Source organism: Planomonospora alba, assembly GCF_039534085.1.
GTDB lineage: Bacteria > Actinomycetota > Actinomycetes > Streptosporangiales > Streptosporangiaceae > Planomonospora_B > Planomonospora_B alba.
In genome coordinates this window covers 94,977-107,933 of record NZ_BAAAUT010000026.1, presented here as the reverse complement: position 1 = coordinate 107,933, position 12,957 = coordinate 94,977, and the positions used below count along the sequence as shown (strand labels likewise).

Here is a 12,957-nt window from a genome sequence, read left to right as displayed (position 1 = left end):
CCCCCCCCCCCCCCCCCGGGGGGGGCGGGGACGGGCGGCCGCGGCCTCGGGCCCGGCGCCGGCTCCGCCCGCGGCCGCGGATCCACCGCGTCGCGCTCCATCGGGGAGCGGGGCCCCGCCGGGCGCACGGCCGGGGCGCCGACCCGGCGCGGGAGCAGCGCCGCCGCCGGGCGGGCCGCCGGATCGCGCACCAGGCACTCCCGCAGCAGCGGCTCCAGCCACGGCGGCACGTCGTCGAGGTCGGGATCGTGGTGCACGACCCGGTATCCGACCGCGGAAGCCGGACCCGTGCCGTACGGGTGGCGGCCGGTCGCCGCGAAGGCCAGCGTGGCCGCGAACGAGAAGACGTCGGCCTCCGGCCCCGCCGCGCCGCCCTCCAGGATCTCCGGCGCCAGGTAGCCGGGCGTGCCGAGCACGGCCCCGGAGACGGTGACCGCCGCGGAGTCGACCAGGCACGCGATGCCGAAGTCGATCACCACCGGCTCGCTGCCCTCGATGATGACGTTGGCCGGCTTCAGGTCGCGGTGGATCACCCCCGCGGCGTGGATGGCCGCCAGGGCCTCGGCCAGGCCGCGCGCCAGCCGTACCAGGGCGTCGTCGGCGACCGGGCCGTCGGCGGCGACCACCGTGTTCAGCGGCCGGCCCTGGACGTAGCGGGTGGCCACGTAGGGGCACTCGCCGTCCAGCGAGGCGTCGAGCAGCTCGGCGACGTACGGGCTGCGCACCCGCCGCATGGCCTCGACCTCGCGGGCCAGCCGGGTCAGCGCCGTGCCGTCGGCGGCCAGGTGCGGGTGCAGGATCTTGACCGCCACCGTGCGCCCCTCGGGGTCCAGCCCGAGGTGGACCTCCCCGAAGCCCCCCGCCCCCAGCGGCGAGAGCAGGCGGTACGGGCCGCAGTGCTCACCGTCCGGCGCTCCCATTCCACTCCTCCCGGCGACGTCCCCTTCATGTTTCCCCGCGGACCGCCGGAACGCACGGCGTCAGGACAAGAAAACGCCCGCCGGGTAAGGGGACGCGGGCCGCGCCCCCTCCGGGCGGGCGGGGCGGAACCTACGCCCAGAAGGCCAGGAAGCCGAGGCCGACGCTCTTGAGCAGGTCGTTCACCAGGCCCCCGATGAGGTCCATCGTGCCCATCACGCTCTCGTTGGCCTGGGTCTTCCAGCTCTCGGTCAGCTCGTCGACCGCGACGGACGGCGGCCGCCACGGCTCGAAGGACGGGGCCATGCCCAGCGCGGCCATCACCGCGAAGAAGGCGAGCGTGCCCAGGACGATCGTGGTGACCATGGCGGCGCCGGGGCTGCGGATCACCCCGGTCAGCGCGCGGGAGACGGCCTTGCGCGGCTTGCCGCCGCCGGGCAGCACGAACAGCCCGGCCACGAAGCCGCCCGCGGCGTAGGCGGCGGCCTGATCGGTGCCCATCTGCCCGATGAAGTGCAGCGCTCCCCACACGCACATGCCGAACATCGCGGCCAGCGGGGCGGTGACGGCCGTCGCCGCGACGGCCTTGACCAGCGCCCACGGCGTGCCGACCACGGCGAGCAGCGCGTCGGAGGCGCTGCTGCCCCGCACCGAGCGGCGCTCGGCCAGGTCTCCGAAGAGGTGCTCGCCCACCCGCAGGCAGAGTGCGGCGACCAGCGCGGCCGCGCTCACCATGACGGGCAGCACGCAGGCCAGCGCGACCGCGATCATCAGCAGCAGCGCCGCGGCCAGCGGGTGGCCGGTCCGGTACGGAGGGCGGGACTGCCGCTCGGGAGCGGGCGGGGTGTGCCGGGGCGGGGCGGGCGGGGTGTAGGGCGGGGGCGGGGCGGCCGGGGGCGCGTACGGCCGGGCCGGGCCGCTCGGCTGCGGCGCCGGGTAGCCGGCGACCCGCTGGTCCGGGTAGGGCGGCGCGGCGGGGCGCCGCGCCGCGGGCGGGGCCGGGACGTAGGGCGGGGGCGGAGCGGCGGGGACGTACGGCGGCGGGGGCGCGGCGGCGGCGCGGCCCGCATCGTCGCGGACCTCGCGGGCCCTGCGGTCGCGCCGTTCCGGTTTGGCGTACTCGACCGGCGGGAGCAGGTCGGAGAAGGACTCGTCCTGGGGCAGGGCCCGGGTGCCGTCCACCGGCGGCGCCGGGGCGGCGGTCCTCGTGCCGTCCGGCGGGACCGGATCGATGATCTTCGTCCCGTCCACCGGCGGGGCCGGGTCGATGATCCTCGTGCCGTCCGGCGGGACCGCGTCGATCACCTTCGTCCCGCCGTCCAGCACGGCCGTGGGCGGCGGCTCCTCGTGGAACGCCGTCACCGCGGGGTCGAGGGAGCGCGCCATCCGGTGCAGCTCCTGCGCGGTCGGCCGGGCCGCCGGATCGACGTCCAGCGCCCGCCGCAGCCAGCCGCGCAGCCAGGCCGGGGCCAGGTCGAGGTTGGCCCGACCCTCCATGATGTTGAAGCAGACGACCTCGAAGCTGCCGGTGCCGAACGGCGGCTTGCCGACGGCGGCGAAGAAGACCGTGGAGGCCAGCGCGTGCACGTCGGCCGCCTGCGTGATCTCCGAGTCCCGGATGATCTCCGGGGCGAGGTAGCCCGGGGTGCCGACGAACATGCCCGTCTGGGTCAGCCGCGTCGCGTTCACCAGGTGCGCGATGCCGAAGTCGATGACCAGCGGCTCGCCGTCGACGAGCATCACGTTGGCCGGCTTGAGGTCGCGGTGGACGACGTCGGCGGCGTGGATGGCCACCAGCGCGGCGCACATGCCCCGGGCCAGCCTGATGACCTGCTCGTCGGGGAGCGGGCCGTCCGCCAGGACCGTCTCCTCCAGCGTCCGGCCGGGCGCGAAGCGGGTCACGATGTACGGCTGCGCGCCGCTCAGCCGGGCGTCCAGCACCTCCGCGACGTACGGGCTGCGCACCCGCCGCATGGTCTCCACCTCGCGGGTGAGCCGGTCGCGCGCCTTGAGGTCGGCCGCCACGTGCGGGTGCAGGACCTTGACGGCCACCTCGCGCCCGTCCTCGTCCAGGCCGAGGTGGACGGCCCCCATGCCGCCCTCACCGATCTTCCTGAGCAGCCGGTACGGCCCCAGCCGCTCAGGCGCCTGCGTGTCCCCCGTCATCGCGCGGCCCTCTTTCTCAGCCCGTTCAGTTCGTCCACCACCGTTCCGACGTCCGCGGGCGCCCATTCCGCCCTCCGCGCCCCGTCCCCCACGGTGCCGGCGGCGAGATAGACCATCAGGACGGCCACCACGCCCAGCACCGCCGCCGTGGCCGTGGCCGCGGCCCGGGAGGGCAGCAGTGATGCCAGCGTACGTCGCATCTGGCGGCCGGGTCCTTCGACTCCCGGTCCCGCGCAGACGGTCGCCAGGGCGACCGCCGCGCCCCAGCCGAGCGCGTTGGTCGCGGGCATGTCCGCGACCAGCACGGCGAGCAGCAGCGTCACCGGCAGGCCGAGGATGAGCCCGTACGGCACGAGCGCGAGCGTGATGCCGGCCGATCTCACCAGCGCGTCCGGGCGGCCGAGCACCCGGATGACGTCGGTGGCCGCCGCGCCGATCGGGCGGCGGGCGTTCAGCCACGGCTGGGCGATGTCGGCGGCGCGCAGCAGGACGACGGCGGGGAGCACCACGATCGCCACGACGACCGGGAGCATGACCGCGCAGACCACCATGACCACCAGCAGCAGCGTGCTCGCCACGCCGTACGCCGGGGAGCGCCGGAGCGTGTAGCCCTGCCCCTGCGGGTCGTCCTGGTAGGGCGGGCCGGGCGCGATCGGCGGCTGCCGGACCGTCGGCGCCGGCGTGTACGGGTACGGCGGCGGCCCGGGCTGCCGGAGGTGCGGGGTGTCGAAGGAGGCCGGGGCCTGCTCGAACGAGGCGTGCTGCGGGTGCGGCTGCTGCGGCTGCCGGTAGGAGTGCGGGTCGTGCCGGTGGCCCTGCGCGCCCTGGTGGGGCTGCGCCTGCGGAGGCTGCGGCCGGTGGGGCCGGGCCTGGTGGGGCTGCGACGGCTGCCGGTGCGGCTGCGCGGGAGCGCGCAGGTGCTCCGGCAGGTCCTGGGGACGGACCCGCTGGGTCGGGATGTCGCCGTCGGCGATCGGCGCGGTCGCCGGACCGCCGGCCGTACCGGATGCCGTCCGGCCCTGCTCTCCCGTCCGGCCCGGCTGTCCCGGCCGGTCACGGGCGACCCTGCCGGTGGGCACGTCCTGCGGGTCGAGCGCCCCGGTCGGCAGCTCGTGCGAGGCCTGCGGGGACGGCGGCTGCGGGAACGCCGCGGCCTGGCGCAGCTCCTCCGGCGTCACCCTCCGGGTCGGCCACGGGTCGGGCTGCTCGGAGCCGAGCAGCGAGGAGTAGTCGCCCGGCCGGGCCGGGGACCGGGGCGCGTCGGCCGGGCCCGTCGGCCGCGACGCCACCGGGGTGGGCACGTCGCCGGGGTCCGCGGGCAGCAGCGAGCCCGTGGCGAACGCCGGTCCGGCGCCGGCCGGCGACGCCGGAGCGCCGTGGCCGCCCGTACCGCCCCGCCCGCCCGGGCCGGGGTCGTCGAACTGCGGGACGGTGCTGATCTCGTCCGGGACGCGGGGACGGCCCCGCTCGGCCGCCGTCCGGGCCAGCAGGCGCGCCGTCACCGCGGCCAACTCGGCCGCCGGGGGCCGCCTGGCCGGGTCGCGCGCCAGCGCCGCGCGCAGCACCGGCTGCAGCTCCGGCGGGGCGCCGTCCACGTTCACCTTGCCCGCGGTGATGTTGTAGAAGATCATCTCCAGCGTGCCCTTGCCGAAGGGCGGCTGGCCGGTGGCCGCGTAGACCAGCGTGCCCGCCCAGGCGTGCACGTCCACCTCGGGCCCCGCCTCGTGCCCCTCGATGATCTCGGGGGCGAGGTAGCCGGGCGTGCCGATGAACATGCCCGTCTGGGTGAGCCGGGTGGCGTCCACGGCCTGCGCGATGCCGAAGTCGATCAGGACGGGCGCGCCGTCCAGGATGAGCACGTTGCCCGGCTTGAGGTCGCGGTGGATCACCCCGACGGAGTGCACGGCGGCCAGCGCCGCGGCGACCCCGTGGGCGACCTGGAGCAGCGCGGGCAGGTCGAGGGGGCCGTCCTCCTTGACGACGTCGTCCAGGGACCGTCCGGGGACGTACCGGGTGACGATGTAGGGACGGTGGCCGGTCACGTCGGCGTCGAGCACCTCGGCGATGTACTCGCTGCGCACCCGCCGCATGGTCTCCACCTCGCGCGAGAGCCGGCGGCGCGCGACGTCGTCGCCCGCCACCTCAGCGCGCAGGACCTTGACCGCGACCTGGCGGCCCTGCGGGTCGACGGCGAGGTGCACCACGCCCATGCCGCCCTCGCCGAGCCGCCGCAGCAGCCGGTACGGGCCCAGTCGATCGTCCTGATTCATGGCATGAAGCACCATACCGGCTTAAACCCCGCCTACGAGATGAACCATCAGGCCACATTCCCCGGTTGGACAACGTCTGGCACGCCTCAACGGTTTCCCAAGCGGAGGTAAGGCGCAATCTCATTTCGGCGTCAGTTTGCCAGGGGCAGGACCTCCGCCGAGCCGAGGCCGGCCAGCACCGCGCCCGCGAGCGCCAGCTTGGAGCGGCGCACGCCGCTGCCCACGACCACCCCCGGATGGGCCGCCACCGCCTCGTCGACGAGGACCGGCCACTCCTCCGGCAGCCCCAGCGGCGTGATGCCGCCGTACTCCATCCCGGTCAGCGTGACCGCGTCGTCCTGCGGCGCGAACGAGATCTTCCGGGCCCCCAGATGCCGCCGGACCGCCCCGTTGACGTCGGCCCGCGCCGTGGCGAGCACCACGCACGCGGCGTAGCGGATCTCCCCGGCCCGCTTGGCCGCCACGATCACGCAGTTGGCCGACTCGTCCGGGCGCACGCCGTACCGCTCGCAGAAGGCGGCCGTGTCCGCCAGCGCCGGGTCGATCTCCGCCACCCGGACCCCCGCGGCCGCGCCGAGGTCCTCCACCGCGCGCGCCACCGGCTCGGCCAGCAGGTCCGGCCGGCCGGCGGCCTCCCGCCAGTCCAGCGTCCCGATCGTCATCTCCGTCCCCCTTCGCTCGCTCTCCGCCGACCCTACGGCCCCGCCGCGGGCCCCGGCCGGGCGGTCCCTCCGGACGGCCCCGCGCCCGGGGCGCCGGGACTCCCTGGCGGAAGCCGCCCGGGGTCCCGCCGCTCAGGTCTCCGCGAGCACGCGCCGGTGCAGGGCCGTGACGGTCCTCCTGGCCGACTCCATGGAACCGGCCTGCCAGGCGACCAGGTGGGTGAGCCAGTCACCGGCGAAGTACACCCGGCCGGCCGGCTGCTGCAGGACGGTGAACATCCCGGTGCGGGAGGGCCAGGAGACCCAGCCGCCCTCGATGTGCGGGCGGCGGTGCCAGGCGACGGAGACGCTGGAGCGCAGCTCGGCGCGGTACTTCTCGCCGTGGATCTTCTTGCCCTGGGTGAGCGCGCGGGCCCGGCGCTCGTGGTGCGGGAGCGCGCCGTACAGCTCCGCCTCCGGGCCGGTGTTGTAGTAGCCGACGATCACGCCGCCGTCGCCGTGGTAGCCGTGCGAGGGGTACCAGATGTGGGTGATGTCCAGGTCGGTCTCGGTGATGCCGCCGTAGATGCGGTCGTCGATCTCCCACCAGCGCCTGCCGTACTCCAGGCCCATCTTGCCCGCGGCGACCGGCCGGGGCGTGCGCAGCGCGGCGGTGACCTGCGCGCCCAGGTTGTGCGGGATCCGGGCGAACAGGTGCGGCGGGAGGGTCGCCACGCAGTAGTCGGCCCGGACCACGCCACCGGAGCCGCCGGGACCGCCGTCGTAGGCCACCTCGACGCCGTCGGCCAGGCTCTTCACCCCGGTGACCCGGGCGCCCGTCCTGATCCGCTCCTCGCCGACCGCCCGCGCCAGCGCCGTCACGATCGCGTCCATCCCGCCGACCGGCTGGAACATCGGCACGGCCTGCTCGAACCCGAAGTCCGCGGTGACGGCCCGGCCCGTCCCCGCGGCCAGCACCTCGCTCAGCGACGGCGGCCCGGCCAGCGGCTCGCCCGGGCCCGCCCCCGGGTAGGCGGCGAACCCCCGGCGCGGGGAGCCCCGGTAGGTCAGGTCCGGGCCGATGTCGCCGAAACGGCGCAGGAAGTCGGTCAGCCGCTCGCGGTCCTCGGCCGTCAGCCGCCGGTCCAGCGCGCCCGTGTCGGCCGCCTTGGCCAGCAGCTCGGCGACGTAGCCGTACAGGTCGGCGCGGGCCGTGCGGGCGCGGACGGGCGCCTCCATGCCGCCGGTGTGGACGTAGGCCGAGGCGTTGTTGTTGACGAAGACCTCCAGGGGCACGCCCAGCTCGCGGCAGTAGTCCATGGTGACCATCCACTGCGCGATCCGGCCGGGACCGGCGTTGAAGTAGAGGTCGTCCCGCGCGAACCCGGCGGTCTGCGTCAGGCCGCCCAGCTCCTCCAGCCGGTCCCCCCGGCGCACCGTGAGGTTCCTGCCGCCGGCCTTGCCCGCGGCCTCCAGGACGGTGCAGTCGTAGCCGGCCTTGCCCAGCTCGTAGGCGCAGGTCAGTCCGGCGACCCCGGCGCCGAGGACCACGACCTTCGCCGCCGCCCGGCCGGTGAGGGAGAAGTCCGAGCGCTGCGGCGGGGTGAACGACGTGTCCTGGGAGTCGGGGGCCAGCCCCAGCGCGCCCATCGCGGCGAACATCGCCCCGGCGCCGCCCGCCGCGCCGAGGCCGACGAGCAGCGCGCGCCGCGTCAGCGTGCCCGGCCCGCTCCCGGCCGGGCGCTCCCGGGCGGGCCGCTCCCCGCCCGGCCGGGCGGGCACCGCCCCCACCGCCGCCGCCCCGGCGGGGGCGTCCGGCACGCCCGCGGTGGTCCCGCCCCCGGTGGGTCCGTCTCCGGTGGGTCCGTCTCCGGTGGGTCCGCCCATCTCAGCCGTAGATCCCGCTGCCGCAGGCGATCTGGCCGCCGACCATGGCGAAGACGCCGAACAGCGCCATGATCTCGCCGAAGTCGCCGGTGGTGAACTCGGTGTGCCGCGGCCCCGCCGCCCGCACCCCGGGGATCGTCGCGCAGCCGGCCGCGATGGCGGTGGAGTTCCACTCCACGCCCAGCGTGTAGGGCGGCTCGACGACGTACGGGCGGAAGTCGCCCAGGCGGCCGAGCGCGCGGGCCGCGGCCTCGCGGATGCGGGCCTGCGCCACGACCGGCGGGAGGAGCTCGGCGGAGAAGCGGTCGATGCCCTTCTTCACCGCCGCGGTCTCGACGTCGCCGAGCAGCTCCCGCGCCTCCTCGCAGACGGCCTCGTCCCCGGTCACCAGCGCCACCGGCACGCCGAGCGAGCCGGCGAAGGCCGCGACCAGCCGCGTCTCGCCGCAGATCTCGCCGTTCAGATAGACGTTCTGGATCTCCTTGCCCATCCAGGTGTGGTTGAGCACGCCGTGCCGCACCCCGGCCCGCGCGTGGTAGCCCGCGAAGCAGGCCGCCGTGTAGGTCTCGTCGAGCCCCTGGCCCATCCGCAGCGGCTTGCCCGGCCCCCGGACCAGGGTGGCGCGCGGGTCGAGCAGGTCGATCCTGAGGTTCTTGGTCGAGCCGTGCGCGTCGTTGACGAGCACGGCCCGCGCCCCGGCGTCGAAGGCGCCCTGGACGACGGCGTTGGCGTCGCCGGTCATCAGCTCGCAGCCGCGCTCGTAGCCCCGGCCGCCGGCCTGCATCTCCTCCGGGTCCGTCAACCCGGTGACGCCCTCCATGTCCACCGACACGTAGACCTTCACGACAGCTCCTCCCGGAGTCCCCACGTCTCGACGCGGCGCGCCTCATCCTCGTCCATGAACCCGACCTCCGCGGCCATGAACGCGCGGACCCGCTCGCGCCACGGCTCGGGGATCTCCTCGATGGCCGGGGGGTAGCAGCGGTCCAGCCAGGCGGTCGACTCCTCGGTGGCGTTCAGGTGGGCCGCGGCCTTGGCGAAGACCGTGTCCTCGATACCGGGTACCCGGGCGCAGCCGTACTCGATCATCTCCTGCCCGCCGTACGGCGGGGGCTGCTGCCACTTGCGCGCGACCGGGCGGTCCGCGGTGATCGTGGTGCGCAGCGGGCGGCGCTCGACGGAGGCCACGATGAACTCCTTGCGCAGGCACTTGCCGCACGTGCCGCAGGGCCCGTCGACCCCGCGCAGGCACCAGCGGACGTGCTCGCGCAGCGGGGAGGCCAGGGCGAGCCGCATGGTGACGGCCTCGCTGACCCCGCCGACCGGGAGCACGAGGTTCAGGCCCGCCGCGGCGAACGCCCGGCCCCAGGCGCCGTGCGCGGCCCACATCGGGTTGTCGGGGGTGTAGCGGAGCAGGTAGCGGTCGCCGCCCAGCCAGCGCGACCCGAGTTCGTAGCCGAAGGCGATCCCGCCCAGGTCGAGCTCGTCGGCCAGCAGCAGCGCCCCGGCGGCCACCGCGTGGTGCTCGGGGTAGCCGGGGCGGGGCTCGGCGAGGGTGAACTCCAGGTCGGAGCGGACGGTGGTCAGCTCCCTTCCCGACTCCCGGGCGGTCCGGGTGACCAGCCGGGCCAGCACGTCCGCCCGGTAGTGGGTCCAGCGGTCGGGCACGCGCGGGTGCCGGACCCGCTGGAAGTGCACGAACGGCGCGTCGGGCAGCATCGCGGCGACCGCGGCGGAGTCCGCCCCGCCGCTGTAGGAGATCGCCAGCCTGCTCCCGGAGCGCGGGGACCCGCCGACCGGGCCGGCCTCGATCCCCCACCCCTCCTCGATCGCCTCGGCCAGTTCCGGCGAGATCGGCCGGTCGAAGACGACCCGCCGGCGGGTCCACGGCGCGACGACCGTCCACGCGGCCAGGGCGAGCAGGTCCGGGTGGATCTCCCCGGGGTCGTGCGGGAGCTCCACCCGGCAGGAGTTCGTGGCCAGTTTCAGGGGCTGGCCGTCGGTGCACAGGCCGGTGATGGAGTCCTCGGCGTCCAACCGGAAGGCGAGGTGCCGGACGCCGTCCCCGGCCGTCCAGGAGACCCTCACGCCGCCCCTCCGGACGGCAGCGCCCGCTCCGGGAGCGCCCGGCCATCGGACGGGCCGCCGTCCCCGGCCGCGCGGTCCACCGCCTGCCAGAGCAGGACCTCGTTCTGCAGCACCCGGTCCAGCGCGGCGGCGGTCTCCTGCGCCAGCCGGTGGGCGTCGTCCCACCGGGCGGCCCGGGCCTCGTCGACCCTGACTCCGGAGGCGGCCGGCCGGGCCCGGAGCCGGTCGACCTCCTTGCGGAGCCTGTCGGTCTCCGCACGGAGCACGGCGACCTCCCGGCCCAGCGTCTGGACCTCCCACAGCGCGTCCTTGATGTCCTGCCGGTGGTCGGCCCGTGAGATGTAGCGGGAGTCGAACCAGCCTCGGATCATCCGCCGCAGGCGCGCGGGCACCAGAGCACGCTTCACCAACCGAACCATAATTTCGCACGATATACGCAAAAGATGATCTATTTCATTGCGGAATCGTATTCTGGGGAAGATCGTGGCGCAGTGGGTGCGCGCCGGGGTGCGGGATCACAGAAACGGTCAGGCATGTCTCGAACGCGTACACGGCTCGCGGCCGGCTCGCTCGCCGCGGGCCTGCTGCTCCCCCTCCTCACCGCGGTGTCCGCCGCCCCCGCCACCGCCGCCGCGGAGCTCGGTGCGGCGCTGGTGCGGACCGTCGACCTCTCGGCGCTGGACCCCCCTCTGCCCGACCCCTCGGGCATCGCCTACGCCGCCGACAGGGACCGCCTGCTGGTCGTCGACGGCGAGGTCGACGAGATGCCCGTCTTCGACGGCGCCAACCTCTTCGAGATCACCCGTTCCGGGACGCTCACCGACCGAGGGCTGACGAACCCGCCCACCAAGGAGCCGGTGGGCGTCAGCCACGACCCGGGCAGCGGGCACGCCTTCGTGGTCGACGACGACCAGCAGCGCGTCCACATCTTCGACCCCGGACCCGACGGGCGGTTCGCCACCGCCGACGACGTGCGCACCTGGTTCAGCACCGGGGCCTTCGGCAGCACCGACCCCGAGGACGTCGCCTTCCACCCGCGGACCGGTGAGGTGTTCGTCCTGGAGGGCACCGACAACGACATCCACCGGGTCTCCCCCGGGCCGAACGGCGTCTTCGACGGGGTGGCGCCGGCCGGCGACGACGTGGCGGTGGAGTTCGACGTGCTCGGGCTCGGCATCCGCGACCCGGAGGGCATCGGCGTGCACCCGGCCAGGGACACCCTCCTGGTGGCCGACTTCACCACCGGCCGCGTGTACGAGCTCAACCGCGAGATCATGCTGGTCAACACCATCGACATCTCGGCGTCCGGCCAGACGAAGGCGGCGGGCGTCGCGGTCGCCCCGGCAACCGGCGACCCCGGGCGGCTGAACCTCTACATCGTGGACCGCGGCGTCGACAACGACACCGACCCGGACGAGAACGACGGGAAGATGTACGAGATGTCGGTGGACCTGCCGCCGATCCCCAACCTCGCCCCCGTGCCGCAGGCGGGGCGCGACGTCGCCTCCCACCTCACGGACCCGCTGACGCTGCGCGGCGCCGTACGCGACGACGGCGGCCCGGCACCGGTGTCCGTCACCTGGTCGCAGGTCTCCGGGCCGGGCACCGCCGCGTTCGCGGACGCGACCGCCGCCGCGACCTCCGTCTCCTTCTCCGCCACGGGGACCTACGTCCTGCGCCTGACCGCCTCCGACTCCGCGCTGTCCGCCTCGGACGACGTGGCCGTCACCGTGCTGGCCGACGGCGCGCCCATCCCGCTGAACATCCCGGTCGCCAAAGCCTTCGACGACGTCGAGCAGCCGCCGACGGGCTACGTGGACTGGCTCGGCAGGTCGCTGAACATCCCGAACGCGGGCGGCACCGCGCAGACGATCGGGCTGCGCTTCGACGGGCTCGACGTGCCACCGGGATCCACGATCACCTCCGCCTCCGTCCAGTTCACCTCCGCCCGCTCCGGATCGGCCGCCGCCTCCGTCCAGGTGCGGGCCGTCGCGGAGGACGACACGCCGACCTTCGCCACCACGCCCGGCAGCGTCGGCGCCCGGCCCCGCACCCGGGCCTCGGTCACCTGGAACCCGCCCGCGTGGTCCGGCGCGGGCCAGGCCGGGGAGGCGCAGCGCACGGCCGAGCTGAAGACGCTGGTGCAGGAGGTCGTCGACCGGCCCGGATGGGCGCGCGGCAACGCCATCGCGTTCGTCATGACCGGGTCGGGAGAGCGCGCCGCCCAGTCCCACGACGGCGGCACGGCCCCGGTGCTGCACCTGAGCTACGTCGCGGGCGGCACGCCGCCGGCCCAGCCGATCGCCTTCCGCGCCGCGGCGCACACCGTCGGCAACACCACGAGCGCGAGCGTCACCGTGCCGCCCTCGGTGCAGAGCGGCGACGGCATGCTGCTGTTCGCGACGCTCAACACCGCCTCCGCCGCGGTCACCGGGCCGACCGGGGTGATCGGCTGGACGCAGATCGCCGACTTCACGACCGGCTCCGCGCGGACCCTCGTGTGGAAGAAGACCGCCGTCGCGGGCGACGCGGGCGGCGCGCTCACCCTGGAGCTCAGCCCCATCACCAAGATTGGCCTGCAGCTCGTCGCCTACGGCGGGACGTCCTCGGCCGACCCGGTCGCCGCGGTGGCCACCCGCTCGGAGACCGCCTCCACGACCTCCCACACGGGACCGGCCGTCGAGGTGGGCGAGCCGGGCGGCTGGCTGGTGTCCTACTGGGCCGACAAGTCCTCGGTCACCACCGGCTGGACCCCGCCGGCGGGCGTGGTGGTCCGGGACGGGGTCGCCGGATCCGGCTCCGGGCGCATCACCGCGCTGCTCGCCGACAGCGGCGGCGCCGTACCCGCCGGCACCGCCGGAGGGCTGACCGCGACGACCGACGGCTCCTCCCGGGCCGCGTCGGTGAGCGTCCTGCTGGCCCCGGAACGGTGACCGACCGCCCGGGAGCACCGGCGGCCCGGCCCGGCGGGCGCCGTCGGCGGCCTT

Annotated in this window: 9 protein-coding genes; 1 reads left to right on the top strand and 8 read right to left on the bottom strand. The window is 75.7% G+C overall.

The window, feature by feature from the left end; all coding sequences use genetic code 11:
* The 8 genes from ABD823_RS17360 to ABD823_RS17325 form a co-directional block, all read right to left on the bottom strand.
* The coding region (locus tag ABD823_RS17360; RefSeq protein WP_344860764.1) for a serine/threonine-protein kinase at positions 1–920 on the bottom strand (920 nt) is incomplete at its 3' end.
* A 130-nt stretch (positions 921–1,050) separates the two neighbouring features.
* The gene (locus ABD823_RS17355) at positions 1,051–3,084 is read right to left on the bottom strand and encodes a serine/threonine-protein kinase (protein WP_344860763.1); all 2,034 of its coding nucleotides are present in this window, start codon (positions 3,082–3,084) and stop codon (positions 1,051–1,053) included.
* Positions 3,081–5,354, bottom strand: coding sequence for a protein kinase domain-containing protein (locus ABD823_RS17350; RefSeq protein WP_344860761.1), 2,274 nt, complete (start codon positions 5,352–5,354; stop codon positions 3,081–3,083). Before ABD823_RS17350 ends, ABD823_RS17355 begins: the two co-directional genes overlap by 4 nt.
* 131 nt (positions 5,355–5,485) lie before the next feature.
* Positions 5,486–6,016 (bottom strand): YbaK/EbsC family protein, encoded by a 531-nt coding sequence (locus tag ABD823_RS17345; protein WP_344860759.1) that lies wholly within the window; start codon positions 6,014–6,016, stop codon positions 5,486–5,488.
* 132 nt (positions 6,017–6,148) lie between these two features.
* Positions 6,149–7,816 carry a flavin monoamine oxidase family protein gene (locus ABD823_RS17340; protein ID WP_344860757.1) on the bottom strand — a complete coding sequence of 556 codons (1,668 nt, stop codon included), beginning with the start codon at positions 7,814–7,816 and terminating at the stop codon, positions 6,149–6,151.
* A gap of 67 nt (positions 7,817–7,883) precedes the next feature.
* Entirely contained in the window at positions 7,884–8,726 is an 843-nt protein-coding gene (locus ABD823_RS17335) for a M55 family metallopeptidase (protein WP_344860755.1), read from the bottom strand.
* The gene (locus tag ABD823_RS17330; protein ID WP_344860753.1) at positions 8,723–9,970 is read right to left on the bottom strand and encodes a DUF6395 domain-containing protein; all 1,248 of its coding nucleotides are present in this window, start codon (positions 9,968–9,970) and stop codon (positions 8,723–8,725) included. Before ABD823_RS17330 ends, ABD823_RS17335 begins: the two co-directional genes overlap by 4 nt.
* A complete protein-coding gene (locus tag ABD823_RS17325) occupies positions 9,967–10,377 on the bottom strand; it encodes a hypothetical protein (RefSeq protein WP_344860751.1) in 411 nt (136 codons plus the stop codon). The genes ABD823_RS17330 and ABD823_RS17325 overlap by 4 nt, the downstream gene beginning before the upstream one ends.
* Before the next feature lie 126 nt (positions 10,378–10,503).
* On the opposite strand from ABD823_RS17325, the gene ABD823_RS17320 reads away from it, so the two are divergent.
* Positions 10,504–12,903, top strand: a complete 2,400-nt coding sequence (locus ABD823_RS17320; RefSeq protein ID WP_344860749.1) for a PKD domain-containing protein — start codon at positions 10,504–10,506, stop codon at positions 12,901–12,903.
* Positions 12,904–12,957 lie beyond the last annotated feature (54 nt).